A 24,991-nucleotide genomic window follows, 5' to 3' on the forward strand; every position below is an offset into this window, starting at 1 on the left:
AAACTGAATGTTCCCGGGGTTCCCGATTCGGCCGCTGAACACATGACGAACGGCCCTGGCCAGGAATCATGGCAAATCAGCCGCATCGCCCGATTCGCGCGAACGAATCGCTGACGGACGTTCTGGCGCAGAAAACCACAAGATGTTGTGGTCATGCTCCGGTCTAACCCCAAGCGGGTTCCAAGCGCGTTCCGGTTCGCTCCTCCCGTGCCGCAGGCCCTGTTCCCCGCTCAGACCTGCCCCGCGACCGTTTTGCCTTCCAACCGGGGCCACCGCGCGCTATCCGCCCGCGCTATGGCCACCCTCCCCATCCGCCGCGCCCTCCTCTCGGTCTCTGATAAGACGGGGCTGGTGGAGTTCGCCCGCACCCTCGCCGCCCAAGGGGCGGAGATCCTTTCCACTGGCGGCACGGCCAAGGCCCTGCGCGATGCCGGCATCCCCGTGAAGGAACTCTCGGACCACACCGGCTTCCCCGAGATCCTGGACGGCCGGGTGAAGACCCTGGTCCCCGGCGTCCATGGTGGTCTCCTCTTCCGCCGCGACCTGCCGGAGCATGTGGCGCAGGTGGAACAGCACGGGATCGCGCCGATCGATCTGGTCTGCGTGAACCTTTACCCCTTCGAGGCCACCGTTGCCCGCGGCGCCTCTTATGAGGATTGTGTCGAGAACATCGACATCGGCGGCCCCGCCATGATCCGCAGCGCCGCCAAGAACCACGCCCATGTGGCCGTGCTGACCGAGCCCGAGCAGCTGATCGAGGTGGCCAAAGAGATTGCCGAGACTGGCGGAACCTCGCTGGCCACGCGCAAGCGCCTGGCGGCCGCGGCCTATGCCCGCACCGCCGCCTATGACGCTGCCATCGCCCACTGGTTCGCGCAGGCGCTGGACCAGGACTTCCCGCAGCGCCTCTCCATCCCTGGCTTGCTGAAGCAGACGCTCCGCTATGGCGAAAACCCGCACCAGCAGGCGGCCTTCTATGTGGACGGCACGCACCGCCCGGGCATCGCGACCGCCGAGCAGGTGCAAGGCAAGGAACTGTCCTACAACAACCTCAACGACACCGATGCTGCCTTCGAGGCAGTGGCGGAGTTCGAGGATCCGGCGATCGTTATCGTCAAACACGCCAATCCCTGCGGCGTGGCGACGGCGGCCGACCTGAATGCGGCCTGGGACGCGGCGCTGCGCTGCGACCCCGTTTCCGCCTTCGGCGGCATCATCGCCGCCAACCGCCCCCTGACCGCCGAGGCGGCGGAGCGCATCACCAGCATCTTCACCGAGGTGGTCATCGCGCCGGATGCGGATGACGCCGCGCGCGCCATCTTCGCGAAGAAGAAGAACCTGCGTCTGCTGCTGACCGGCGGCCTGCCTGATCCGATCGAGCCCGGCATGACCTTCCGCAGCGTTGGCGGTGGCTTCCTCACGCAGTCGCGTGATGCGGGCCGGGTGGCAGCCGCTGATCTGAAGGTCGTGACGAAGCGTCAGCCAACGACGCAGGAGATGCAGGATCTGATCTTCGCCTTCCGCGTCTGCAAGCACGTGAAGTCGAATGCCATCGTCTATGCCAAGGGCGGCGCGACGGTCGGCATCGGCGCGGGGCAGATGAGCCGCGTGGACAGCGCCCGCATCGCCGCATGGAAGAGCCAGGAGGCCGCGAAGGCCGCTGGCCTCGACACGCCACTGGCCCAAGGTTCCGTTGTCGCTTCCGACGCCTTCTTCCCCTTCGCCGACGGGCTGCAGGCCGCAGCAGCGGCGGGTGCCACGGCGGTGATCCAGCCCGGCGGCTCCATGCGCGACAATGAGGTGATCGCCGCTGCCGATGAAGCGGGGCTGGCGATGGTGCTGACGGGGATGCGGCACTTCCGTCACTGACGTTCCGATCTGTCGAAGGAAGGGCCGGGGGAAGGCATTCCCCCGGCCCTTCCTGTTTCAGCATTCGCATTGTCGTGCGGACGACGCGGCCTCGCATCGCACCACTATCGGCCCGACAATCAGGCTTCCCGCCCGTGACGGCTTCTGGTCATCCCCCGGCGCTCCAACCTGTGATAGTTCGCCCTGCTTGCGGCTCGCCCAACATCGCGCTCACAGCCCCTTGCCGAAGCAAGCGCTTCGCACTGTGACGGCGCAGCGGGCCTGCTGCTCGCACAGCCAGCCGCTGTGCAAACAGTGCAGGAACTGCGCGCAGCTGAACGCCCTGCAGCGTCGCATCGATCAGTTGAAGGCGGCACAGCGACGGGCAGAACGGCGAGCCACTAAAGCCCGGCATGCGGCTGCGGCCCGCAATGTGGGAACTGCCGCCGCGCGGCCCCTCCCGGGCCCGGCAGTCGCAAACTAGGTGTCGCCAGCCCGCGGCGGCTCCGGCTCCTCCGGCTTCGGCGCCGTCTCGAAGCTCGGTCTTTCCACCGCCGAGGGCGGAGGGCGGAAGATCGACACGGCCGATTTGCTCTCGGATGTGGTGGGGCTGCAGTAGCATTGGACACCGACGCTGCGCACCAACGCATCGCTGCACGGCGTGCGCTGAGCCACCCGGATTACGCCTAGAACTTCGCCGGCTGTGCCGGCGCCGGCTCGGGCAGCATTTGGGTGGCGTGAACCGGGACATCTGGGCGGCTGCCGTCAACCTGATCTGGAGCCCGGTGAAGCCCGTCGACCTGGGCATCGAGTACATCCATGCCGAGCGCACACTGGAGAACCGCGACGTCAACGGCGTCCGGGGTGGCCGCGCGGACCGCGTCGAGGCTTCTGCTATCGTGCGGTTCTGAAACAGGATGGACTGCCCCGGCCTCACGCCTCTCCGGACAGGCGCGCGGCCTCAGCCCTTTCCCGCCCTGATCCGCTTCAGCAGCGGAGCCAGCACATGGGCAACCACCGGGATCAGCGCCGCCCCCAGCAACAGGCCGAACACACCCGAGGCGGCGGCTGTGACGAGCCATTCCAGAAACGGCCCGACCGGCGGTAGCGCCGCGGCGGCCCTATGCGCCAGGTCATGCACGAGATGCGCGATCTGCGGCGCACCGAATGCCTCGAGGCCGTGGATGATGATACCGCCGCCCACCCAGATCATGGCGGCGGTTCCCACCGCGCTGAGGAGCTTGAGAAAGATGGGCATCCCGCGCACCAGCCCGCGGCCGATCGGCCGGGTCAGTGCCCGCAGCAGCCGGTCGGCCAGCCCCGGCGGCGCGGAGGCACCGCTCCCGCGGCCGAACAGGCCGGAGACGGGCCGGTCATTCCCGGCAAGGGCAACGCCGATGTCATCGGCCTTCACAATCAGGGCGACGCCGCCATAGACGGCAGCCGTGAGCGCAACGCCGACGACAGCGAGAACCAGCGCCTGCATGGGGATCGAAGCCGCCGGGACGGTCGAGAGGGTGATCGCCATGATCTCGGCCGAGAGGATGAAATCGGTCTGGACGGCGGAGCGCACCTTGGCGTCCTCGAAGTCCTTCGGATCGCGGGGGGTGGCACCCGTGACCGTCTCGGGGCCATGCGCCCGATGGGGCAGCAGGATCGCATGCACCTTCTCCGCCCCCTCATAGCAGAGATAGGCGCCCCCGATCATGAGGAGCGGCGTAATGGCCCCTGGCGCCAGGGTACTGAGCACGAGGGCGGCGGGAAGAAGATAGACCAGCTTGTTCTTGAGCGACCCGACCGCGATCCGGCCGACAACGGGAAGCTCGCGGCGGGCGCTGAAGCCCGTGAGATAGCGCGGCGTGACGGCGGCGTCGTCGATCACCACGCCGGCGGCCTTGGCACCGGATCGCGCTGCCTGCCCGGCCACGTCGTCGAGCGATGCCGCAGCCACCTTTGCCAGACCCGCCACGTCATCGAGCAATGCGATCAGGCCAACGCTCACAGCCGCTCCTTATCAACCCCGGCCGATAACCGGGTTGGGCCGTGTTCGTTGCCGGCTCCGGACCCTTTTCCCGGTTTGACGGGCCGAGAAGCCAAGTGACGCCGTTAGTCGGTGGCTGGGAAGATCCGGGCGGAGCGGGCTTCCAGCCGACAGGCCTCTCCGCGCTGTGGCAGGGGCCCATCCGGCGCGGGAACCGCATCCAGGGAGGTGCCCGCGCCGGAGGCCACCAGCCGCGTCCCTGGCCCGGCCGGACGCACGGCGCGGATAGTGAAGGCGCCACCCGGCGTCGGATGCGCCAGCAGCTCGTGCGGGCGAATGAAGGCCAGCGCCGGGCCGTCCGGCGCCTCAACAGCAAGCGGCGGCAGCACGGCACCGGCGAAATGGGCCACGCCGCTGCGCACCTCACAGGCCAGGCGGTTCGCCTCGCCCAGGAAGCCCGCGACGAAGGCGTCGGCTGGGCGGTCCAGCAGGACCTCGGGCGTGTCGAACTGTGCAATGCGGCCGGCGCGCATCACGGCTACACGATCGGCCACCTCCATCGCCTCATCCTGGTCATGCGTGACCAGGATGGTGGTGATGCCCACCTCCTCCTGCAGCCCACGCAGCCAGAGGCGCAGCCCTTTGCGCACCTGCGCGTCCAGCGCGCCGAAGGGCTCGTCCAGCAGGAGCAGGGAAGGCTCGATCGCGAGGGCACGGGCCAGCGCCACGCGCTGCCGCTGCCCGCCCGAGAGCTGGTCGGGATAGCGCCGCTCCAGTTCCGGAAGCTGCACGAGCGCCAGCAGCTCTCGCACCCGCGCCGCGATTGCAGCGGCGGAGGGGCGTCCTTGCTTCCGCACACGCAGCCCGAAGGCGATGTTGGAGAAGACATCCATATGCCGGAACAGCGCGTAGTTCTGGAACACAAAACCGATTCCGCGTGCTCGCGCCGGCACGCCTGCAACATCGCGTCCGCCGATCGCGATGCGACCGGCATCCGCATGGTCCAGCCCACCCAGGATGCGCAACAGCGTCGTCTTGCCCGAACCCGACGGGCCGAGCAGCGCGACGAACTCGCCGGGGCGCACGGAGAGGCTGACGCCATCCAGCGCCGCAGTACCGGTGAAGCGGCGTGTCACGCCCGCGATTTCGACCCCGGCGCCCTGGCTCATGCTGTGATCAACGCGCAATGAGGCACCCGGTCAAACCATCTCTCCCCGCCGCCCCGTGATCCGCTCCAGCACCGTCTTCGCCCCCAGCGTCACCAGCGCCAGAAGGGCGAGCAACGCCGCCACTGCGAAGGCAGCCGCGAACTGGTATTCGTTGTAGAGGATCTCGACATGCAGTGGCATCGTATTCGTCTCGCCACGAATATGGCCGGAGACCACGGAGACGGCTCCAAACTCGCCCATCGCCCGCGCATTGCAGAGCAGGATGCCGGACAGCAGCGCCCATTTGATGTTGGGCAGCGTCACCAGCCGGAAGGTTTGCCAGCCGCTGGCGCCCAGCGTCGCGGCCGCTTCCTCCTCCGCGCGCCCCTGTTCCTGCATCAGCGGGATCAGCGTGCGCGCGACGAAGGGAAAGGTGACGAAGATCGTCGCCAGCACCAGCCCGGGCAGCGCGAAGATAATCTGGATTTCGTGCGCCTGCAGCCAGGGGCCCAGCCAGCCCTGCGCGCCGAAAACCAGCACGAAGACGAGGCCGGAGATGACGGGCGAGACGGAGAAGGGCAGTTCGATCAGCGCGATCAGCAGGCGCTTTCCGGGAAAGTCATATTTCGCGATGCACCAGGCAGCCGCGATGCCGCCAAGCGTGTTCACCGGCACGGCGATGGCCGCCACCAGCAGCGTCAACCCGATCGCGGCCTGTGCGTCGGGATCGGCATAGGCTTCGAGCGCCGTATTTAGGCCGCGCCGCAGGGCTTCCGTGAAGACCGCGGCAAGCGGCAGCACCAGGAAGATCGCCAGGATGACGATGGCGAGCAGAACCGCGATCCACCGGGCAGGCGCCGGGTCGCGGGCGGCTGGACCAGGGGTCATGTGGAGACAAAGGACCGGGGAGAATAAATTTCCCCCATCCCCCCCATTTTCTTCTTCGGGCCTGGGCTGCGCCGGTTCCAACCACACGCCAAGGCGACACCCCGATTATGATCTCTCCTCCTCATGCACGCCGTCCCCGGCGTAGCCAGGCCTGCGCCAGCCCCAGGGCCAGCAGCATGGCGAAGGACATCATCAGCATCGCCAGCCCAACCGCGGCCGCGCCCGCATAATCGAACGCCTCCAGCCGCTGCACGATCACCAGCGGCGCGATCTCGCTGACCAAAGGACGGTTGCCGGCGATGAAGATCACGCTGCCATATTCCCCAACGGCCCGCGCGAAGGCCAGGCCGAACCCCGTCAGCAGCGCCGGGGCCAGCGCCGGCAGCACCACTCGCGCCAGGGTCTGCGGCCGGCTGGCCCCCAGGGTCGCGGCGGCTTCCTCCGCCTCGGTGCCAAGGTCGCGCAGCACCGGCTCCACGGTCCGCACGGCAAAGGGCAGGCCAACAAACATCATGGCCACGAAGACGCCGAGCGGCGTGTAGGCCACCGTGATGCCCATTGCCTTGAGCGGTGCGCCCAGCCAGCCATTCGGAGCGAAAAGGGCGGTCAACGCCAAGCCGGCAACGGCAGTCGGCAGAGCGAAGGGAAGGTCCACCACGGCGTCCAGCAGGCGCCGCCCCGGGAAGCGCAGCCGTACCAGAACCCAGGCCACCAGCAGCCCCAGCGGCAGGTTCACCAGCGCGGCCAGCAGCGCCGCACCGAAGGAAAGCCGCAGCGCCGCCATGACCCGTGCATCTGAGAGGGAGGCGAGGACCCCCGCCAGGCCGAGCGACCAGGGCCGCAAGGCCAGGGCGGAGAGCGGGATCAGCACCACGAGCGACAGCCATGCGAGCGTCACGCCCAGCGACAAGCCAAAGCCGGGCAGCGGATCGTGCCGCCGGCGGGCGGGGGTTGCGAAGGCGAGGCTCAACGGGCCGGCCTGTAGATGCGGTCGAAGCTGCCCCCATCCGCAAAATGCAGGCGCTGTGCATTGGCCCAGCCACCGAATTCCCCGTCGATCGTGACGAGATTCATGGGCGGGAAGAGATGACCCGCCGCAGCCAGCGCCGCCTCACTGCGCGGGCGGTAGAAATTCCTCGCCGCAATCTCCTGGCCCTCCCGGCTGTAGAGATGGCTCAGATAGGCCTCCGCCACCGCGCGCGTGCCGCGCCGGTCCACATTGCGGTCCACCACGGCAACGGAAGGCTCCGCGAGGATCGACAGCGAGGGCAGCACGATGTCGAACTGGCCCTCCCCGAACTCCTTGCGGGCCAGATGCGCCTCATTCTCCCAGGCCAGGAGCACGTCGCCCTGGCCGCGCTGCACGAAGCTGGTCGTCGATCCGCGCGCGCCCGTATCCAGCACGGCCACGTTGCGCAGCAACCGGCCCAGGAACTCCTCCGCCACCGCATCGCTGCCGCCGGGCTGGCGCTTCGCCCAGGCCCAGGCCGCGAGATAGTTCCAGCGTGCCCCACCCGAGGTTTTCGGATTGGGCGTCACCACGCTGACCCCCTCGCGCGCCAGGTCTCCCCAGTCGCGCAGGCCTTTGGGGTTCCCCTTGCGCGTCAGGAAGACGATCGTACTGGTATAGGGCGCGCTGTTATGGGGCAGGCGCCCCATCCAGTCTTTGTTGATCAGCCCGCGCTCCGCGATCGCGTCCACGTCATAGGCCAGCGCCAGCGTCACCACATCGGCCTGCTGCCCGTCGATCACGGTGCGCGCCTGCGCCCCGGACCCGCCATGGGAGGTGTTCACCCGCACACGCTGGCCACCATTCTCCGAGGCCCAGCGGGCCACGAAGGATGCGTTGAAGGCCCGGTAGAATTCCCGGGTCGGGTCATAGGAGACGTTCAGGAGCGTCGGCAAGGACTGTGCCCGCGCCGGTGTGGCCGCCAGCGCGGCGGCGCCCAGCAGGGCCCTGCGCGAAAGGGTCACAGCCATGTCGTCTCTCCTTTCCAATAGGATGGAACGCCGGACCATGACAGAATAACGTGGGGTGAGGCCGGTGACAGAAACCTTTCGGTGACACGGGCGCCCTCCCGGCCGCTTGCCCACAGACGGGGAGTTCCACCCCGGGGCGTTTTCCCGCAGAACCGCCCCATGCAGACCCTTGCGCCCAATGCCCGGCTGGATCGCCTCGAAGCCCATGCGACGCGTGCCGAGACCCCGAACGGCGCGGGGCGGCTGGTCTGGCACGAATGGGGCACCGGCAAGCCGCTGGTCCTGCTGCATGGCGGCGCCGGTTCCTGGCGCCACTGGACGCGCAATATCGAGGCCCTTGCCGGCCGGCGGCGCGTTCTGGCCCCGGACCTGCCCGGTCTTGGCGAATCCGACCTGCCGCCTCCCGGGACTGACCTCCGGGGCCTCGCCGCCATCATTGCGGCCGGAATTGAGGCGCGGCTCGGCGCGGGCATGCGCTACGACCTGATCGGCTTCTCCTTTGGCGCCACCATCGCCAGTTATGTCGCCATGCGCTTTGGCGCGACCATCGATTCACTGACCCTGCTCGGCGCCAGTTCCCTCGGTCTTCCGCGCGAGCCCGTTCCGCTGGTTTCGGTGCGTGACCGCCAGGGCGAGGATCGCATGGCGGCCCATCGCGAGAACCTGGCCCGCCTCATGATCGCGGATCCCGCCCGGATCGATGCGGAAGCCCTGGCCATCCAGGCCTGGAACAGCGACCATGCCCGCTACCGCAGCCGCAACGTCATCGCTCCCAGCTCCCTTCGCGAGGCGCTGGACCAGCTCCAGCTTTCGCCCGCCGTCATCTATGGAGAGCGCGATGCCGTCGTCGTGCCCTATATGGCCGACCGAATTGCCTTCTTCCGCGCACGCGGCATCGAACCCCTGGTCATCCCGGGCGCGGGGCATTGGGTGATGTTTGAGGCGGCAGACGCAGTGAACGCCGCTCTGACGGGGTAGTCGCCCAGCAGCGAGCCTCCCCGGGGACACCTATCCCTGCTTCACACTCCGCAGCGCCGCTGCCAGCCGCGCCGTGTCATAGGGCTTGCGGAGCAGCACCGCCCCTTCCAGCCCGTCCGCCGGCACCGCGTCGCGTCCGGTTGCGAAGATGATGCCGATGGATGGCCAGATCGCCCGCACCTGCTCCGCGAAGGCACCGGCTGAGAGGTCCGGAAGCTCAAGATCGGTCATGAGCACGTCCACCGCCGCCTGGCGCAGATGCTCCATCGCCGCCTCCGTGTTGCCGGCCTCCACCACCTCGTGACCCATTCCCCGCAGCATCTCGGCGGTGCTGCTGCGGACCATCGGGTCGTGCTCTACCAGCAACAGCCGCAGTGGAGCCGGGCCCGCAGCCGGAGTGGAGCCTTCAGCGGCCCGCTGCGCCCGGTTCGCCAATACTTGCCGAAGCTTCCGTGCCAGCGCTTCCCGCGTATAGGGCTTGGAGAGCAGCTCAACCCCCGGATCCAGCCGCCCACCATGAACGATGGCGTTCTCCGTATAGCCGGAGGTGAAAAGCACGGCGATGCCGGGAACGCGCTCGCGAACCTTGCGTGCCAGCTCGGGGCTCTTCAACGGCCCGGGCATCACCACATCGGTAAAGAGAAGGTCGATCGGCACGCCACTTTCAACCACATGCAGCGCGCTCATTGCGTCGCGCGCCTTCAGCACACGGTAGCCGAGCTCCGTCAGCATCTCGACCGCGGTGGCGCGCACCGCGTCGTCATCCTCGGCCACCAGGACCGTCTCGGTTCCGCCGGCCACAGGCCCGGTTTCCACCGGGGTCACCACATCCTCCGCGCTGTTGGCACGCGGCAGATACATCTTCACCGTCGTGCCTTGCCCGACCTCCGAATAGATCTTCACATGGCCGCCCGACTGCTTGACGAAGCCATAGACCATGGAGAGGCCGAGCCCCGATCCCTTTCCCTCCGCCTTGGTCGAGAAGAAGGGCTCAAAGACCATGGCCTGCACCTCGGGCGCCATGCCATGGCCCGTATCCGTCACGGCGATCATGACATACTGGCCGGGCTGCACATCCGGGTTCGCCCGCGCATAGGCGTCATCGATATAGGCATTGCCCACTTCGATCGTGAGCTTGCCGCCTCCTTGCATCGCGTCCCGCGCGTTGATCGCCAGGTTCAGCAGCGCATTCTCCACCTGCGTCGGATCGACGAAGGTGTTCCACAGCCCGCCCGAGACGATCATCTCGATCTCAATCTCGATCGCCTCGCCGATCGTGCGGCGCAGCATCTCCTCCATGCCCGTGACGAAACGGGCAATGTTGACGACCTTCGGCTCCAGCGGCTGGCGCCGGCCGAAGGCAAGAAGCTGTGACGCCAGCTTCGCGCCCCGCACCACGCCCGCCATGGCGCTGGAGACGCGCCGCTCCGCCCGCTCATTCCCGGCGACATCGCGTTGCAGGAGCTGGAGGTTACCGGCCACGACCTGCAGCAGGTTGTTGAAGTCATGCGCGATGCCGCCGGTCAGCTTGCCGATGGACTCCATCTTCTGCGCCTGCTGCAGCGCGGCTTCAGCCTGCTGGCGTTCGGCGATTGCGGCGGCAACCCGCGTCTCCAGCGTCTCGTTGAGCTGCCGTAGCTGCTCCTCGGCGTGGGCGCGATGGTGGATTTCGCGCTGTGCGGCCTGGAAGAGCCGCGCATTGTCGATCGCGATGGCAGCCTGGGCAGCGACGCCGATCAGCAGTGTCTCATGCTCGGGCTTGAAGCGCCCGGGCTCCGGATGGCCGAAGAACAGGCCGCCCAACACCTCGCCGGAGCGCGAGGTAACGGGCAAGGCGAGGTAGCTGCGCACGGGCAGGTGGCCCTTGGGCATGCCGTAATAGGGATCATTGCGGCCGTAGCGCGGGTCGGTGGTGATATCGTCGGAACGGATCGCGCCCTCGCCCATAAAGGTGGGCTTGAACACCGCGGTCGCCCGCGGCATCGGGAAGTGCTCGAAGGCGCTGCGCGGCACGCCGGACAGGGCATAGAGCATGTAGCTGCCGCCCTGGTTGTCCAGCACGTTGTAGAAAAAGCCACCAAAGGCCGCGCCGGACAGCTCCACCCCTGCATCGGTTATGCGCTGCACCAGCCGGTCCAGATCCAGCTCGGCGGCCAGGTCAGCACCGATGCGGTTCAGCACGGCCAGCGCCCGTGTCTCGCGCCGCAGCGCCTCCTCCGCCCGCCGCTGCTCCGTCACGTCCTGGCCCTGGACGAGAATACCTTGGACCGCGCCCTCGACGACGATGGGCTGGTAGACGAAGTCGAGCCAGTGCTCTTCCGGCACTGCCCCGGGCTCCGGCGCCAGCAGCACGGGTATCTGGCGCCCCACAAAGGGCTGCCCCGTCTGCCACACGCGGTCGAGCAGGGACAGGAAGCCCTGTTCCGGGATCTCTGGCAGCGCCTCGGCCACTGGCAGCCCAACCAGGTCCTGCCGCCCCACCACCTTTTCATAGGCCTTGTTGGCCATGGTGAAGACATGGCGCGGCCCCTCCAGCAAGGCCATGAAGCCCGGGGCCTGATCGAAGAGCAGCTGCATGCGCCGCCGCTCCGCCTCGAGCGCCGTGTTCATCTCCTGCACGGCTTCGGCGCGGCGGAACACGTCCGTCTCGATCTGGGCGACAAGGTCCGAGGGCTGGATCTGCCTCGTCAGGCCACGCAGCCGGTGCAGCTCTGTCACGTCCACTGTGTGCTGCAGGATGAAGGCGACAGCGCCATCCGGGTCTAACAGCGGCGTGTGCGTCGCGCTCCAGCTCCGCTCCTCGAAGCCGCCATTGGGCAGGGGAATGTCGTATTGGATCAGCGGCAGGTGATCCCGCTCGCCCGTCCTCAGCACCCGTTCCAGCGCGCCACGCAGCTGCCGGTGACTCTCGGAATCCGGGTCACTCGGGAAGGCATCGAAAATGTTGCGCCCGACCAGCTCGTCCCGCCTGCGCATCGTCACCTGTAGATAGGCGTCGTTCATCGTGACGATGGTGAACCGTGGGTCCAGCAGGACGTAAGGATTCGGCGAAGCGCCGAAGAGTGCCGCGAAGTCGATCGGGATCAATCTCTCGCTCCGGCTATGGCCGGCGTTCTCCGGCAGGGAGGTGTCCACTGGGCAGGTTGCCGCGGGGTATAGGCAAGCACCGCACCGGTGTCACCTCACTGGCTTGTCAGCTTGGCCAATGGGGTTGGTCCGGAAAGGTCACCCCCGGGCCGGCCCCTTCACGAGGCGCGCCCGGCGCAGCGCCCAAAGCCGCGGCCCCACCAGTGCCAGCGCCGCGATCACCAGAATGCACAGGGAGATCGGCCGGGTGACGAAGGTGGACCAGTCGCCTTGGCTGATGGTCAGTGCTTGCCGTAGCGCCTGCTCCGCCATCGGTCCCAGGATCATGCCAATCACCACCGGCGCCGTGGGGAAGTCGAAGCGCCGCATGAACATCGCGACAATGCCAATTCCATAGAGCAGAACCAGATCCGTAACGGAGTTGCTAATCCCGTAGGTTCCGATCGTCGCGAAGACGAGGATGCCGGCATAGAGCTGCGGCGTCGGGATCTTCAGGATGCGCGCCCAGAGCCCGACCAGCGGCAGGTTCAGCACCACCAGCATGACATTGGCGATATAGAGGCTGGCGATCAGCGTCCAGACCAGTGCCGCCTGCTGCGTGAAGAGCATCGGCCCCGGCTGAATGCCGTAGGACTGAAAGGCAGACAACATGATGGCCGCCGTCGCCGAGGTTGGCAGGCCCAGCGTCAGCATGGGCACCAGGATGCCAGCGGCAGCCGCGTTATTCGCTGCCTCCGGCCCCGCTACGCCCTCGATAGCGCCGGTCGTGCCGAACTCCTCTCGGTATTCCGGCTTCACCAGCTTCCGCTCGGCATAATAGCTCAGCATGGTCGGCATCTCCGTACCGCCCGCGGGCAGCACGCCAAAGGGAAAGCCGAGAAGGGAGCCGCGGATCCAGGGGCCGATGGACCGCTTCCAGTCGCTCGCACTCATCCACAGCTTGCCCACGGGCCGCACGACCTGCCCGCCCTCCACATGCCGCCAGGCCAGATACAACGTCTCGCCCACAGCGAAGAGCGCGACGGCGACGAGCACGACATTCACGCCATCCAGCAGTTCCGGCACGCCGAAGGTCAGGCGGGGCTGGCCGGTCTGCAGGTCGATGCCCACCAGCCCGAGCATCAGCCCGAAGGCGAGCGAGGTAAGCCCGCGAAGCGCGGAGCCGCCCAGCACCGCCGAGACGGTGACGAAGCAGAGCAGCATGAGCGAGAAATACTCCGCCGGCCCCAGCTTCAGCGCCAGCTCCACCACCAGCGGCCCGACAAAGGAGATGCCGAGCGTGCCGACAGTGCCCGCGACGAAGGAACCGACCGCGGCGGTAACCAGCGCCGGCCCGGCACGCCCGTTGCGCGCCATCTTCGCGCCTTCCAGCGCTGTGATGATCGAGCCGGATTCGCCGGGCGTGTTCAAAAGGATGGAGGTGGTCGATCCGCCATACATCGCGCCGTAGAACACGCCGCAGAACAGGATGAAGGCGCCGGTTGCCTCCACCTTGAAGGTCACGGGCAACAGCAGCGCGATGGTCAGCGCCGGCCCGATCCCCGGTAGCACGCCGATCGCGGTGCCGAGGAAGCAGCCGAGCAGCGCCCAGCCCAGGTTGATCGGCGTCAGCGCCGCGCCGAAGCCCATGGCCAGGCCGTGGATCGAGTCCATCAGAGAATGCCCTCCAGCACGCCCGCGCCGATATTCACGCCCAGCAGATGCGAGAAGCCCAGATAGGCGCCGAGCGTCACCACGATCCCGATGAGCAGGTCGCGCAACGGCTTGCGCGATCCGAAGGCGGCGCAAACCAGCACGTACTGGATCGTGGCCGCGATGACGAAGCCTAGCCACTGGATCAGCGCGATCTGCACGAGCAGGCCGGCGCCCAGAAGCCCCAGCGCACGCCAGTTGGCCGGCGGCGCCGCCATTTCCTCCTCCAACCGCCAACTCCATCCGCCGCGCGCGGCGGTGATGGAAAGGCCGATCCCCAGTGCCACGAGAATCACGCCGACAAGGTAGGGAACCGCCTTCGCGCCCACCTGCGCGTAGATCGGAGACTCTGGGATAGCCCAGGCGGCATAGAGGGTGAGCAGGCCGAGCAGCAGGACAAAGAGGCCGACGCCCAGATCGGCGCGCGGTGTCCCGGCCTGCGGGGATGATTGGCTCATGGAGGTCCCGTTCCCTGGTCCCACGAGACGGGTCCAGGGATCCCAATGGCATGGAGGTCAGCGAAGCGGAAGCGGGCGAGGCGTGAAGCCTTTTTCACGCCCTGCTTCATGCTCCTGGGGTGATCAGGCCAGGCCGATATCCTTCAGCACCGCCACGGTCGCGTCATGGTCGCGTTTCAGGAACGCCTCGAACTCGGCGCCCTCCATGAAGGCGTCCTCCCACTCGCGGGTCTCCAGAAGCTGCTTCCAGGCGGGCAGCTCATGCAGCTCACGCGCGAATGCGATGTGCTTCGCCCGCATATCGGCGCTGATCCCTGGCGGCGCGAACAGGCCGCGCCAGTTGCCCAGCACGATGTCGATCCCGCTTTCCTTCAGCGTCGGGACATTGGGATCGACACGCTTCTCGCCACTGGTCGCCAGCATGCGCATCCGCCCGGCCTTGATCTGCTCGGCAAACTCCGAATAGCCGGAGATCCCCGCCTTCACCTGACCGCCCAGGATCGCCGCCTGGGCCGGTCCACCGCCGGCGAAGGCGACATAGGAGGCCTCCCGCGCGTTCCGTCCGACGGATTTGATCATCAGCCCCAGCAGGATGTGGTCCATGCCGCCGGCCGAGCCGCCGCCGACGGCCACCGCGCCCGGATTGGCCTTCAGCGCGTCCATCAGTCCCTTGATGTCGCGGATGTCGGAATTCGCCGGCACGACGATCGCGGAGGTTTCGTCGGTCAGCCTGGCGATCGGCGTCACGTCCTTGATGCCGACCGGGCTCTTGTTCGTGATGGTCGACCCGACCATCACGGCCCCCGCCACCATCAGCGCGTCCGGCCGGCCGCGGCGCTGCGAGACGAAGCGCGGCAGCCCCACCGCGCCGCCGGCGCCGCCCACATTCTCGAACTGCATGGAGCCGACCAGCCCGGCCTGCCGCGCCACCTGTTCAATAGCGCGCCCCAGCCCGTCCCAGCCGCCGCCGGGGGCAGCAGGGATGAACATGTTGAGGCTGGCATAGCGCTGGGTGCCCTGAGCCTGAGCCCCTGCCGGCAAGAGTGGCAGAGTCGCGGCGCCGGCCAGCAGGTGGCGGCGGCCAATCACGAAACCTGTCATATCGGTCCTCCCATGGACTTGCGGGCTATCCTAGAGTGGGACCGTCCCAGGAAGAATCCGGCCGGGGCTGCAAAATCCTCTGCGCCGATGAAAGCTCTGCCATGATCGCGCGCGCTTGATCGTTCTTCGATCCGCTTCACGCAACACCGAGCCACAACTGTGTCTTTTGCGCCATTGCGCCGTGGCTTTCATGCGACGATCCTGCGCCGCACCATGCCGGGCGGTTCGGCGCGGGATTTGGATCGGGACTTCCGGATGCGCGGGATCTTTGCGGGGTTAGGAGCCGCAATCGGGCTGCTCTCCCTGCTTTTCGCCCCCTCCCCCGTCCAGGCCCAGCGCCGCCCGTCCCAGCCTGCGGCAGGTGCCGAGCGGGAAGCCGTCATCGTCAACGAGACCGGCCTCGGCGTGCGCGAGCTCTACCTGGCTCCAGCGAGTGAAGCGGATCCCGGCCCCGATCGCCTCGGTACCGACACGCTGCCCTCCGGCGGCATGTTCCGGGTCCGCCTTGGCCGGAACCAGCCCTGCGCCTGGTCGGTCCGCGCCATTCTTGCCGACGAGACGGTGGAGGAGCGCCGCAATGTCGATCTGTGCCGCGCTAGCCGTGTCACCCTGGGCGATCCCGGCGCCCCGGCGCGGGAAGCGCTGATCAACAACGACACCGACCTGGATGTGCGTGAGATCTACGCTGCCCCGCCTGGCGCCCCCACGCGCGGCCCGGACCGGCTCGGGGCCGAGGTGGTGCCCGCCGGCCGCACCCACCGCCTGCGCCTCGGTCGGCGCCGGGACTGCGTCTTCGATATCACCGCCGTGATGGCCGATAATTCCGAGGTGTCGCGCCCGCGCGTCGATGTCTGCCGGAACCCGCGCGTCACCCTGGCCGATTCCAGTCTCACATGGCGGGAGGTAACGATCACCAATCGCTCCGGCCGTGTCCTGGCCGGCCTCCACGCCATCGCAGGCGGCCGCGGCGGGCCCCTTGATTCCGACGAGGGCTGGGGGGTGGACCGCATGGGTGAGGAAACCGCGCCGGATGGCAGCAGCTTCCGCCTGCGCCTCCGCCTGCCGGGCTGCGAGGCCGATCTCCGAGCCACCTATGAGGACGGCGCCTCCGAGGCGAAGCGCAACATCAATATCTGCCAGACCCGCAACGTCACCTTCGATGGCAGCGGCATTCCCCGTCCGCCCGAGCGCCCGGTGACCATCGTGAACCGCCACGGCGCCACGATCGAGGAAATCTACATCTCCTCCTCCTCCGAGGGCGATTGGGGTGCCGAGCGCCTGCCGGACGGCCTGGCCCAGAACACCCGCCAGACCCTCTCGGTGCCGGTGGACTGCACTGCGGATATCCGTGTGGTTTTCCCGACCAATGGCGCCGAGGAAAGGCGGGAGGTTGATATCTGCCGGAACCCGCTGATCGTGATCCGCCCGGGCTGGACCATCGCCGCCAACCTGGACGGCAGCGAAGCGGAAGAGGACCCAGGCCCCCGCCCCGGCAGCGTGCGGCTGCGCAATACGGGCCCAGCGCCCATCGTCGAACTCTATATCGACACTCCCGGGGCTTCCCGCGGCGATGACCGCCTGGGCGCCAACGTGCTTGGGCGGAACGAGACGCTGGACCTGGCCCCGCCCGAGCCCGGCGCCTGCGCCGCCCGCCTCACCGCTATCTTCCGCGACGGGCGGGAGGTGACGCGCGAACCGTTAGACCTCTGCGCCGGGATCGAGGTGCCCCTGCCATGACCGCCCGCCTCCGCATCCTCATCCTTGCCGGCTTCGCCCTCCTCGCCGCGCCTGCCGCCCGCGCCCAGGCACCACAGGCGCCTGAGGCACCCGTGCCGCAGCCTTTGCGGGGTGCCTGGTTCCAGGGCGAGTGCACGGCCCCGGCCGCCATGCTGGCCCTCTCCGCCCGCGGCGCCGCCCGCCTGCCAGCAGGCGAGACGGGCCGCCTGTTCCGCTTCACGGCCGCGCAGAGTCTCAATGGCTGGACTGTCGCCACCGCTCGTGGCGCGGAGGCCCCGCGCCTGATGCTCCGCCCCGCCGGCGAAACGCTGGAAACCGCCGAGCCCGCCAACAAGACGCGCGACGACCGCCTGCCGGGAGATGCGCCCGTGACCCGCTGGCACCGCTGCCCCGCCGTGCCCCTGGCCTTCGCCGCCCAGGGCGAGGGCATCACCTTCCTTGGCGCGCTGGAGGTGCTGGAGGCCGCCTGCGGCCCGGCCACTGGCAGCGTGACCGACTGCGCCGCCGCCCTCATCCGCGTCGGCGATGTCTCCGGCGACAACCTCCTTGGCACAGCGGAGCTGGCGCGGCTCTTCCGCGGTGCTGCCTGGCTCCTCTCCCTTCATTCCGAGGTTTCGCCCGAACTCTCCGGCCTCACCGGCACGGCCGGCGCCCTGGGCGGCGTCGCGGCCGCGCGGCTGATGATGGAGAGCCTGGACTATGACGGCGATGGCCGCCTTTCCACCCGTGAACTGACCCAGGACCGCACCGTCTTCGCTCCAGGCGGCGAGGCACGCGGCCGTCCCCTGGCGCTGGAGCGCCTGTCCGAAGGTGCGGCCCTACTGCGCGGGATCATCGAGGGGCTGCTCGGGAGCGAGTGAGCGCGACGAAGGGTTACCCGGCCTCTCCGGCCGTGGACGCCGGGCGCCCCGCAAACCAGATGGGGCGCTGATGCCGTTCCCCCGCCGCGCCCTGCTTACCCTGCCGCTTGCCGCCTGCACGCCCCAGATCATCCCAGCTGGCCCCCGCCTCGCCGATGCCTCCCTGGCCGCGGATGCCTTCGTCATGGAGGACGGGGCCCGCCTTCCCTTCCGCCGCTGGCTACCGGAAGGAACGCCCCGGGCGATCCTGCTCTGCCTTCACGGCTTCAATGACAGCCGAAATTTCATGGTGGAACCGGCCGAGGCGCTGCAGCAGGCCGGGCTGGCCATCTACAGCTATGACCAGCGCGGCTTTGGTGGCGCCCCGCATCGCGGCGTCTGGCCCGGCACGGCCACGCTTGTCTCGGATGCCGCGGCGGTCGCCCACCTGCTGAAAGCCCAATACCCCGACATGCCGCTTTTCATGCTCGGCGAGAGCATGGGCGGCGCCGTCCTCCTTCTCACCGGCACCTCCGCGAATCCACCGCCGGCGGCGGGCTATATCCTGCTTGCGCCTGCCGTTTGGGGGCGCATCACCATGCCCGGGATCGTGGTCGGGTTGATGGCGGTGCTGGCCCATACGGTGCCGCGCGTGGCGGTTTCCTCCGGCGTGCCGGGCATCAGCCCTACCGACAACATCGCCGCGCTGCGCCGCATGGCGCGTGACCCGCTGACCATCCGCGACACCCGCGTGGACACCACCATCGGCCTGGTGGATCTGATGGACGACGCCTTGGCCGCCGGTCCCAGGCTGGGGCCGCAGGTGCCACCCACCCTGCTTGTCTATGGCGCGCGCGACCAGCTCGTTCCACCCATCGCCACCCGCGCCCTGCTGGAATCGCTGCCGCCCAATACCCCGGCCCGCATCGCCTATTACGACGGCATCCACCACATGCCCCTGCGCGACCTTCAGGCCCCGACCGTGATCCGCGACATGCTCGCCTGGATGGACCACCCGAAGGACCCGCTGCCTTCGGGCGCGGACCGGGCGGGCGAAGCATGGGTAAAGGCACCGCTGCCGAGGTGGTGAAAGGGAAAAGGCTGGGAAAAACGGAATCCTTCCCCCCAGCGCCTCTTCACCTTTTCACTGGCGGGGATGAGCGGCGTAGTGCCGCACGAAACCGGCGCCGATCGCGACCAGGCGCTCCACCAGGGCCTTCCCCGTTTCCGCGTTGGAAAGCCGTGGGTCCCCCGTTCCCACCCCGTCCGGAGAGGGCAGGTCGTACTCCGTCGGCACATTCACCTCATGCCCCTCGAAGGACACCGCGCCCCAGCCCATGAAGAGCAGTCCCAGGCAGGTCGGCATCTCCTCGCGCGGCGATGGCACCAGGTCCGGCCGCATCCGCTCCGGCGTCAGATGCATGGCGATGCTTGCCAGTGGGTCGGCGCCATGGCCGGCGGCCTTCCGGGCCCGCTCCGCCCCCATCACCTCGGGCAGCAGCGCCCCCGCGACCTTCCACAAGTAGAAGCAGGGAAAGATCCCCTTCCCCGCCAGCATGAAGCGCTGCGTCACGTCGTGGATCACGGGCGCATTGCCGCCATGGCCGTTCAGCACGACGATCCGGTCCAGCCCATGGCGCAGCAGCGCCTCAATCATCTCCGTCAGAACCAAGCTGAACGCTTGGTGCGACAGTGCGATCCCGCCGGGCATGGCACCGAAGAAGTCCGCCTTACCGAAAGGCAGGACCGGGGCCACCACCGTCTCGGTCCCTGCCTCCGTCGCCGCCCGCGCGATGCGCTCGGCCACCAGCTCTGCCAGCAGGTAGTCCCCCATGGGCGCATGCGGCCCCTGGTCCTCATGGCTGCCCAGCGGCATCAGGATCACCGGCTTGCGCGCATAGAGCCCCCGCGCCTCCCCGCCCGTGATCTCGCCCATCCTGACCTTCATGACCGTCCTCTCCGCCGGGGATGCAGGGTGCCCCATCCGCCCTCTGACGCTCTGACGGCGAAGCCTCCGGGAGGCAACCGCCCTCGCGTGCGAACGTTTAGAGAACGCTAATCGAGGGGAATGCCCGCATGACCAAGCACACCACCGACCATAACCCGAAGGCCGATCCTGAGCCCGGCTCCAACACCGTCAAGGATCCGAAGGACTGGACCACGGGCGATGAGCCCCTGACCGGTGCCCAGGCCTCCTATCTCAAGACCCTCTCCGAGGAAGCTGGCGAGGAGTTCGACGAGAACCTGACCAAGGCCGAGGCCTCCAAGCGGATCGACGAGTTGCAGGAAAAGACGGGCCGGGGCCGCTAAAGCCCGGCGCCCTCCGGCCGGGCGCGGCGCCGCACCCGGCCGTCGCGCGGCCGGTGCTGCCCCCCGGGCCCCGGCTCGCGGGGCGTGCGCGCGGGACGCCGCGGCACGCCTGATTGATCCTTTCCGCATCGCAGGGCACCGCCTGGCCTGCGTGGCGTCGCCGCGCGCACCGTGGCAGTTTCGCGCCCCATGTCCCTGCTCCGCGAACGACGCTTTCTCATCCTTCTTGCCCTTGGCTTCTCCTCCGGCGTGCCGCTGCCGCTGGTGGCGGGCCAGGTGCTGCGGCAGTGGTTCACGGAAAGCGGACTGTCACTGACCGATATCGGCCTCACCGCCCTGATCGGTCTGGCCTATTCGCTGAAATTCCTCTGGTCGCCGGCGCTGGATTCGGTGGCGGCGCCCTTCCTGTCGCGGCTCGGTCGCCGGCGGGGCTGGCTGCTGCTGATCCAGCCCCTTCTCATCCTCGCCATCCTCGCCACCGGCTTCAGTGACCCAACCACAGGCCCTGTCGGCACAGCCATGCTGGCAGCGCTGGTCGCCTTCCTCTCCGCCAGCCAGGACATCGTGGTGGACGCCCACCGCATCGAAATCCTGGAGGAGAAAGAGCAGGGCTACGGCCTAGCCTGCTATGTCTGGGGTTACCGCCTGGCGCTGCTGGCCAGCGGCGGCGGCACGCTCTGGCTTGTGGGCGCGCTGGGCTGGGGCGGCGCCTATGCCTATGCCGCCGCGCTGATGCTGGTGGGCGTCCTCGCCACCCTCGCCTCGCGCGAGGCGCCATTGGCCGCCACCAAGTCCCTGCCATGGGCCGAGCGCCTGCGCGTCTCCGTCGTGCAGCCTTTCGCTGACTTCACGGGCCGCCCGCTCTGGCTGGCGATCCTGCTCTTCGTCGCCCTTTTCAAGCTGGGCGAGGCTCTGGCGGGCGTCATGACCACGCCCTTCTACCGCTCCCTCGGCTTCTCGCGGGAGGATGTGGCGGCGGTCGGCACGGTCTTCGGCCTCTTCGCCACGCTGGGCGGCGCGCTGGCCGGCGGCTGGGTGGTGGCGCGGCTCGGCACGGCGCGGGCGCTGGTCGTCACGGGCCTCGGCCAAATGCTGTCGAACCTGATGTATGTCGCCCTCGCCCATGCGGGCCATGACATGCCCATGCTCTGGCTTCAGGTCGGCATCGAGAACTTCACCGACGGATTGGCCGACGCGGCGTTCGTCACCTACCTCTCCGGCCTCACCAGCCGCGCCTTCACCGCCACGCAATATGCGCTGCTTTCCTCTCTCGCCGCCGTGCCGCTGCGGACGCTTGGTGCCTCCAGCGGCTGGCTTGCGGAGTCCCTGGGCTGGTCCGGCTTCTTCCTGCTGACCACGGCGGCCGCCTTGCCGGCCATGGCGATCATGCTCTTCCTGCTGTGGCGTCTGCCGCCGGCCGAGCCCGCGCGGGCCGTTGAACCCGTCCTTTAACGCGGCGCCACCCCGCGCAAATTCCACGGAGACATGATGCCGACCTGGCTTCTCACGCCGCTTCTGCTCGTTGCGTCGAATGTCGTGATGACGCTGGCCTGGTACGGGCATCTCAAGCGGCCGGGATGGACGATGTGGACCGCGATCCTCCTGTCCTGGGGCATCGCCTTTGTCGAATACTGCCTCGCCGTTCCCGCCAACCGCCTGGGCTACGGCACCTATTCCGGGCAGCAGCTCAAGGTGATGCAGGAGGTGATCACCCTGACCGTCTTCGCCGTCTTCTCGGTTGCGGTGTTGGGGGAGCCGCTGCGCTGGAACTACCTCGCGGCCATGGTCTGCCTGCTCGCAGCCGCGGGCTTCATGTTCCTGAAGATGGAGTAGAAAGGGCGACGGCTCAGTACCGCACCACCAGCATCGCCCCCCGCGATCATCATCAGCCCGCCCGAGGCACGCAGGAGGCGGGGCGGAGTGCAGTCCGAATTCCATCAGCCCGAAACAGTCCAGCGCCAGACTGGTGTTCACGGAGGCCGTCCGCATCACCGCCGTGAAGGAGCCAGCCAGGATCGCGAGCAGATAGGCCGCGAAACCCGGTATTATGGCGCTGAAACCAGCGGGCGGGGGGAGGCCAGCGCAGACGCCTGAACGCCCCGCTCAATCCTACACGAGCCACATCGTCGGAGAAGGATTCCCGCCGGTCCCAGGGCCGGCGCTGACCAATAGTGGCCATCGGAGGCTTGGCGCTCTCATGGGCCGCCCTGCCAGAAGGTTAAGGGGGCCATCAAGGCTGCGGCCATTTCGGTACCCGCCGCCGAGGAGGGCGGCCCCTTCCGGGGAACCTCCCCAGAGCTCGGCGCGGGGGACGGAAGCGCTGCCCGAGATGGAGCGGGGCCTGGTGGCCCCGTGGACAGGAGGGCTCTGGGGAGCTTGAGCCCTCCCGTTGAAATCAGGCCACGAGCTTCGCAGCCACCTGCGCGACGTGACGACCAAGGTAGCGGGCGCCGTCCAACTCATTGGCGGAAGGCTGACGGGAGCCATCGCCGGCGGCGATGGTGGTGGCGCCGTAAGGCGCGCCGCCCGTCACCTCGTCCAGCCTCATCTGCCCCTGGAAGGCATAGGGCAGGCCGACGATCGTCATGCCGTGGTGCAGGAGGTTGGTGATGATGTTGAGAAGCGTCGTCTCCTGGCCACCATGCTGGGTGGCCGTGGAGGTAAAGGCGGCGCCGATCTTACCGATTAGCTTGCCCTGGAACCACAGGCCGCCGGTCTGGTCCCAGAAGTTCGCCATCTGGGACGTCATGCGGCCATAACGCGTACCGGTGCCGACGATGATGGCGTCGTATTCGGCCAGTTCGTCCACCTTCGCGATCGGGGCAGCCTGGTCGGTCTTGTAGTGGCTCGCCTTCGCGACTTCCTCGGGCACCAGCTCGGGTACGCGCCGGATATCGGCTTGAGCGCCTGCCTCGCGCGCACCTTCCGCGACGGCCTGCGCCATCGTCTCGATATGACCGTAGGAGGAGTAGTAGAGAACGAGGACCTTCGCCATTTTGCTGGCCTTTGCGTCTGGGGTGGAGTTGGATTGGGTTGCCGCCAGCCGCGGCGTCGCGGCTGACGTGCTGGCTGGACGCCCGAACAGGTGACGCAGGACGTCGCTGATCATGCGGCCGCAGCCGCATCCACCAGAACGACTTCGGCATCCGCCAAAGCTGTCACGCGAAGCACCGCCTCGTCCCGGATGGCTGCACCGTCGCGCTCTCCGACAACCTGGCCGTTCACCTCGACCGATCCGCGCGCAGGCACGAGGTAGAGGTACCGCCCTGCGGCCGGGATGTATTCCGCAGTCTCGCCCGCACGAAGTGTGGCCGCAACGAGCCGGGCGTCCGCGCGGATCGGAAGCGCGTCAGCATCGGCAGTATCGCCACTGGCCAGCGTCACGAACTGCCCGGCCCGTTCACCTTTCGGAAACGGCCGTGCGCCCCAGGATGGCGTACCGGCACGGCTCTCCGGGAGGATCCAGATCTGAAAGATCCGGGTCTGCACGGGCTCCAGATTGTACTCGGCATGGATGATCCCGCTGCCCGCGCTCATCACTTGAACGTCGCCTGCCTCGGTGCGGCCGCGGTTTCCGAGGTTGTCCTGGTGGGTGATGGCACCCTCGCGGACATAGGTGATGATCTCCATGTCCCGGTGCGGATGGGCGTCGAAGCCGGTGCCAGGAGCGATCGTGTCGTCGTTCCAGACCCGCAGCCTGCCCCACTGCACGCGATTCGGGTCTTGGTAGCCCGCGAAGGAGAAATGGTGTTTCGCATTCAGCCAGCCGTGGTTCGCACCACCCAGCCCGGCGAAGCGGCGCAGGTCGATCATCGGATTGCTCCATACGATGCAGGGCAGCAGTGGTCCCTGACAGGTTGGAGGGAATTATGGAGATGGACATCCGTGGCAGAAATAGAAACAATAGAAACCCATAGTTTCCAATTCTACGATGATCCGCCTGCCTGATCTTGAAGCCTGGGCCATCTTCGCGAAGGTGGTCGAGACCGGCTCCTTCTCAACCGCCGCAACCGAGTTGGGCCTGTCGAAGGCAACAGTGTCGAAGGCGATTGCCCGGCTGGAGGAGCGGATCGGGGCGAAGCTGCTGCACCGGACCTCGCGCAGGCTCACGCTGACGGAAACAGGCCGGGCATCCTCCGAGAGTGCTGCACGCCTGCTGGAGGAGGCGATGGAGGTCGAGGCGCGGGCCATTTCCCAATCGGCAGAGCCCGAGGGAACGGTGCGCATTGCCGCCCCGATGTCGTTCGGCATCGCGCACCTGTCGCCCCTTCTGCCACAGCTGCTGGACCGCCATCCACGGATTAGCATCGACCTGCATCTCAGCGACGCGCTGGTCGACCTTGTCGGCGACGGGTTCGACCTGGCGCTGCGGATCGCGGCGCTACCGGATTCGACCTTGCGGACGAGGCGGATCTGCGATGTTCGCCGGCTTCTGGTCGGGGCGCCAGCCTATTTCGAGCGACATGGGCGTCCGGCGCATCCGCTTGATCTTAAGAGTCATGCTTGCCTTGGCTACGCCTATCTACCGACACGCGATCGTTGGCGTTTCACCAGCAGGGCGGGCGAGGTCGTGGACGTCACGCCGCAGGGCCCGCTTCGGATCAACAATGCCGATGCCATGATGCCCGCATTGCTGGCGGGCAAGGGAATTGCTGTTCAGCCCGAGTTCCTGGTCTGGCGCGCTCTATCTGAAGGACGGCTGGAGGCTGCGATGCCGGACTGGTCCATGCCGGAACTCGCGCTCAACCTCGTGACACCTCCTGGAACACTGCGGCCCCTCCGTGTCGTGGCCGTCATGGAGTTCCTGGCGGAGTGCCTCGAGGCGCCGCCCTGGGAAGGTTGGCCAAACCGGCATTGATCTGCCAAGCGTTGCGAGAGGCGCTCCCATTTCGTCCAGGCTCCACGCTTCACAACGGTGCAGAGGGTTGGGCGATACCCGCCATG

Annotated in this window: 23 protein-coding genes; 11 read left to right on the plus strand and 12 right to left on the minus strand. The window is 68.1% G+C overall.

Annotation, left to right across the window (positions count from 1 at the left end):
• Window positions 1-294: 294 nt before the first annotated feature.
• The 3 genes from purH to ACO1BU_RS07845 all read left to right on the plus strand — a co-directional run bounded on the left by purH (window position 295) and on the right by ACO1BU_RS07845 (window position 2,759).
• The gene (gene purH / locus ACO1BU_RS07835) at window positions 295-1,869 is read left to right on the plus strand and encodes a bifunctional phosphoribosylaminoimidazolecarboxamide formyltransferase/IMP cyclohydrolase (protein ID WP_424135356.1); all 1,575 of its coding nucleotides are present in this window, start codon (window positions 295-297) and stop codon (window positions 1,867-1,869) included.
• Window positions 1,870-2,332: 463 nt separating this feature from the next.
• Window positions 2,333-2,467 (plus strand): hypothetical protein, encoded by a 135-nt coding sequence (locus tag ACO1BU_RS07840; RefSeq protein ID WP_424135357.1) that lies wholly within the window; start codon window positions 2,333-2,335, stop codon window positions 2,465-2,467.
• 118 nt (window positions 2,468-2,585) lie between these two features.
• The gene (locus ACO1BU_RS07845) at window positions 2,586-2,759 is read left to right on the plus strand and encodes a hypothetical protein (protein ID WP_424135358.1); all 174 of its coding nucleotides are present in this window, start codon (window positions 2,586-2,588) and stop codon (window positions 2,757-2,759) included.
• Window positions 2,760-2,809: 50 nt separating this feature from the next.
• Here the strand turns inward: ACO1BU_RS07845 and ACO1BU_RS07850 are convergent, their stop codons facing one another.
• From ACO1BU_RS07850 to ACO1BU_RS07870, 5 genes are all read right to left on the minus strand, one after another.
• Window positions 2,810-3,850, minus strand: a complete 1,041-nt coding sequence (locus ACO1BU_RS07850; RefSeq protein ID WP_424135359.1) for a DUF808 domain-containing protein — start codon at window positions 3,848-3,850, stop codon at window positions 2,810-2,812.
• 104 nt (window positions 3,851-3,954) lie between these two features.
• Window positions 3,955-4,998: a sulfate/molybdate ABC transporter ATP-binding protein gene (locus ACO1BU_RS07855; RefSeq protein ID WP_424135360.1), complete on the minus strand. Its 1,044-nt coding sequence runs from the start codon at window positions 4,996-4,998 to the stop codon at window positions 3,955-3,957.
• Window positions 4,999-5,028: 30 nt separating this feature from the next.
• Complete coding sequence (gene cysW / locus ACO1BU_RS07860; protein ID WP_424135361.1) at window positions 5,029-5,865, minus strand: sulfate ABC transporter permease subunit CysW; 837 nt, start codon at window positions 5,863-5,865, stop codon at window positions 5,029-5,031.
• Window positions 5,866-5,986: 121 nt separating this feature from the next.
• Window positions 5,987-6,835, minus strand: coding sequence for a sulfate ABC transporter permease subunit CysT (cysT, locus tag ACO1BU_RS07865; RefSeq protein WP_424135362.1), 849 nt, complete (start codon window positions 6,833-6,835; stop codon window positions 5,987-5,989).
• Window positions 6,832-7,845, minus strand: a complete 1,014-nt coding sequence (locus tag ACO1BU_RS07870; protein ID WP_424135363.1) for a sulfate ABC transporter substrate-binding protein — start codon at window positions 7,843-7,845, stop codon at window positions 6,832-6,834. The genes cysT and ACO1BU_RS07870 overlap by 4 nt, the downstream gene beginning before the upstream one ends.
• Window positions 7,846-8,004: 159 nt before the next feature.
• Here ACO1BU_RS07870 and ACO1BU_RS07875 point away from each other — a divergent pair, with 159 nt between their 5' ends.
• Window positions 8,005-8,823 carry an alpha/beta fold hydrolase gene (locus ACO1BU_RS07875; protein WP_424135364.1) on the plus strand — a complete coding sequence of 273 codons (819 nt, stop codon included), beginning with the start codon at window positions 8,005-8,007 and terminating at the stop codon, window positions 8,821-8,823.
• 30 nt (window positions 8,824-8,853) lie between these two features.
• Here ACO1BU_RS07875 and ACO1BU_RS07880 read toward each other — a convergent pair whose 3' ends face one another.
• The 4 genes from ACO1BU_RS07880 to ACO1BU_RS07895 all read right to left on the minus strand — a co-directional run bounded on the left by ACO1BU_RS07880 (window position 8,854) and on the right by ACO1BU_RS07895 (window position 15,161).
• Window positions 8,854-11,910: a response regulator gene (locus ACO1BU_RS07880; RefSeq protein WP_424135365.1), complete on the minus strand. Its 3,057-nt coding sequence runs from the start codon at window positions 11,908-11,910 to the stop codon at window positions 8,854-8,856.
• A 138-nt stretch (window positions 11,911-12,048) separates the two neighbouring features.
• A complete protein-coding gene (locus ACO1BU_RS07885) occupies window positions 12,049-13,563 on the minus strand; it encodes a tripartite tricarboxylate transporter permease (RefSeq protein ID WP_424135366.1) in 1,515 nt (504 codons plus the stop codon).
• Window positions 13,563-14,060, minus strand: a complete 498-nt coding sequence (locus ACO1BU_RS07890) for a tripartite tricarboxylate transporter TctB family protein (protein WP_424135367.1) — start codon at window positions 14,058-14,060, stop codon at window positions 13,563-13,565. Before ACO1BU_RS07890 ends, ACO1BU_RS07885 begins: the two co-directional genes overlap by 1 nt.
• Before the next feature lie 123 nt (window positions 14,061-14,183).
• Complete coding sequence (locus tag ACO1BU_RS07895; protein WP_424135368.1) at window positions 14,184-15,161, minus strand: Bug family tripartite tricarboxylate transporter substrate binding protein; 978 nt, start codon at window positions 15,159-15,161, stop codon at window positions 14,184-14,186.
• Window positions 15,162-15,335: 174 nt separating this feature from the next.
• Here ACO1BU_RS07895 and ACO1BU_RS07900 point away from each other — a divergent pair, with 174 nt between their 5' ends.
• The 3 genes from ACO1BU_RS07900 (at window position 15,336) to ACO1BU_RS07910 (ending at window position 18,827) form a co-directional block, all read left to right on the plus strand.
• A complete protein-coding gene (locus ACO1BU_RS07900) occupies window positions 15,336-16,898 on the plus strand; it encodes a hypothetical protein (protein WP_424135369.1) in 1,563 nt (520 codons plus the stop codon).
• Window positions 16,895-17,758, plus strand: coding sequence for a hypothetical protein (locus tag ACO1BU_RS07905; RefSeq protein WP_424135370.1), 864 nt, complete (start codon window positions 16,895-16,897; stop codon window positions 17,756-17,758). Before ACO1BU_RS07900 ends, ACO1BU_RS07905 begins: the two co-directional genes overlap by 4 nt.
• A gap of 70 nt (window positions 17,759-17,828) precedes the next feature.
• The gene (locus ACO1BU_RS07910) at window positions 17,829-18,827 is read left to right on the plus strand and encodes an alpha/beta hydrolase (RefSeq protein WP_424135371.1); all 999 of its coding nucleotides are present in this window, start codon (window positions 17,829-17,831) and stop codon (window positions 18,825-18,827) included.
• Window positions 18,828-18,881: 54 nt separating this feature from the next.
• On the opposite strand, the gene ACO1BU_RS07915 is transcribed toward ACO1BU_RS07910, so the two are convergent.
• Window positions 18,882-19,685: a creatininase family protein gene (locus tag ACO1BU_RS07915; RefSeq protein ID WP_424135372.1), complete on the minus strand. Its 804-nt coding sequence runs from the start codon at window positions 19,683-19,685 to the stop codon at window positions 18,882-18,884.
• 128 nt (window positions 19,686-19,813) lie between these two features.
• Here ACO1BU_RS07915 and ACO1BU_RS07920 point away from each other — a divergent pair, with 128 nt between their 5' ends.
• The 3 genes from ACO1BU_RS07920 (at window position 19,814) to ACO1BU_RS07930 (ending at window position 21,880) form a co-directional block, all read left to right on the plus strand.
• Window positions 19,814-20,047, plus strand: a complete 234-nt coding sequence (locus ACO1BU_RS07920; RefSeq protein WP_424135373.1) for a DUF3072 domain-containing protein — start codon at window positions 19,814-19,816, stop codon at window positions 20,045-20,047.
• Window positions 20,048-20,236: 189 nt separating this feature from the next.
• Entirely contained in the window at window positions 20,237-21,499 is a 1,263-nt protein-coding gene (locus ACO1BU_RS07925) for an AmpG family muropeptide MFS transporter (protein ID WP_424135374.1), read from the plus strand.
• A gap of 36 nt (window positions 21,500-21,535) precedes the next feature.
• Window positions 21,536-21,880, plus strand: a complete 345-nt coding sequence (locus ACO1BU_RS07930) for a DMT family protein (RefSeq protein WP_424135375.1) — start codon at window positions 21,536-21,538, stop codon at window positions 21,878-21,880.
• A 562-nt stretch (window positions 21,881-22,442) separates the two neighbouring features.
• On the opposite strand, the gene wrbA is transcribed toward ACO1BU_RS07930, so the two are convergent.
• Both wrbA and ACO1BU_RS07940 read right to left on the minus strand, forming a co-directional pair.
• Complete coding sequence (wrbA, locus tag ACO1BU_RS07935) at window positions 22,443-23,042, minus strand: NAD(P)H:quinone oxidoreductase (RefSeq protein ID WP_424135529.1); 600 nt, start codon at window positions 23,040-23,042, stop codon at window positions 22,443-22,445.
• A gap of 110 nt (window positions 23,043-23,152) precedes the next feature.
• Window positions 23,153-23,860: a pirin family protein gene (locus tag ACO1BU_RS07940; RefSeq protein ID WP_424135376.1), complete on the minus strand. Its 708-nt coding sequence runs from the start codon at window positions 23,858-23,860 to the stop codon at window positions 23,153-23,155.
• Between the two features lie 118 nt (window positions 23,861-23,978).
• On the opposite strand from ACO1BU_RS07940, the gene ACO1BU_RS07945 reads away from it, so the two are divergent.
• Complete coding sequence (locus ACO1BU_RS07945; protein WP_424135377.1) at window positions 23,979-24,905, plus strand: LysR family transcriptional regulator; 927 nt, start codon at window positions 23,979-23,981, stop codon at window positions 24,903-24,905.
• Window positions 24,906-24,991: the final 86 nt, after the last annotated feature.

The sequence above is a fragment of the Roseomonas chloroacetimidivorans genome, assembly GCF_049629625.1.
GTDB lineage: Bacteria > Pseudomonadota > Alphaproteobacteria > Acetobacterales > Acetobacteraceae > Roseomonas > Roseomonas chloroacetimidivorans.

Bases quoted from the DNA above. Each gene is read 5' to 3' on its own strand.
- purH (WP_424135356.1), top strand. From the start codon at position 295: ATGGCCACCCTCCCCATCCGCCGCGCCCTCCTCTCGGTCTCTGATAAG.
- ACO1BU_RS07910 (WP_424135371.1), top strand. From the start codon at position 17,829: ATGCCGTTCCCCCGCCGCGCCCTGCTTACCCTGCCGCTTGCCGCCTGC.
- ACO1BU_RS07930 (WP_424135375.1), top strand. From the start codon at position 21,536: ATGCCGACCTGGCTTCTCACGCCGCTTCTGCTCGTTGCGTCGAATGTC.
- ACO1BU_RS07925 (WP_424135374.1), top strand. From the start codon at position 20,237: ATGTCCCTGCTCCGCGAACGACGCTTTCTCATCCTTCTTGCCCTTGGC.
- ACO1BU_RS07920 (WP_424135373.1), top strand. From the start codon at position 19,814: ATGACCAAGCACACCACCGACCATAACCCGAAGGCCGATCCTGAGCCC.
- ACO1BU_RS07915 (WP_424135372.1), bottom strand. From the start codon at position 19,685: ATGAAGGTCAGGATGGGCGAGATCACGGGCGGGGAGGCGCGGGGGCTC.
- wrbA (WP_424135529.1), bottom strand. From the start codon at position 23,042: ATGGCGAAGGTCCTCGTTCTCTACTACTCCTCCTACGGTCATATCGAG.
- ACO1BU_RS07890 (WP_424135367.1), bottom strand. From the start codon at position 14,060: ATGAGCCAATCATCCCCGCAGGCCGGGACACCGCGCGCCGATCTGGGC.
- ACO1BU_RS07875 (WP_424135364.1), top strand. From the start codon at position 8,005: ATGCAGACCCTTGCGCCCAATGCCCGGCTGGATCGCCTCGAAGCCCAT.
- ACO1BU_RS07885 (WP_424135366.1), bottom strand. From the start codon at position 13,563: ATGGACTCGATCCACGGCCTGGCCATGGGCTTCGGCGCGGCGCTGACG.
- ACO1BU_RS07940 (WP_424135376.1), bottom strand. From the start codon at position 23,860: ATGATCGACCTGCGCCGCTTCGCCGGGCTGGGTGGTGCGAACCACGGC.
- ACO1BU_RS07895 (WP_424135368.1), bottom strand. From the start codon at position 15,161: ATGACAGGTTTCGTGATTGGCCGCCGCCACCTGCTGGCCGGCGCCGCG.
- ACO1BU_RS07870 (WP_424135363.1), bottom strand. From the start codon at position 7,845: ATGGCTGTGACCCTTTCGCGCAGGGCCCTGCTGGGCGCCGCCGCGCTG.
- ACO1BU_RS07855 (WP_424135360.1), bottom strand. From the start codon at position 4,998: ATGAGCCAGGGCGCCGGGGTCGAAATCGCGGGCGTGACACGCCGCTTC.
- cysW (WP_424135361.1), bottom strand. From the start codon at position 5,865: ATGACCCCTGGTCCAGCCGCCCGCGACCCGGCGCCTGCCCGGTGGATC.
- ACO1BU_RS07905 (WP_424135370.1), top strand. From the start codon at position 16,895: ATGACCGCCCGCCTCCGCATCCTCATCCTTGCCGGCTTCGCCCTCCTC.
- ACO1BU_RS07945 (WP_424135377.1), top strand. From the start codon at position 23,979: ATGATCCGCCTGCCTGATCTTGAAGCCTGGGCCATCTTCGCGAAGGTG.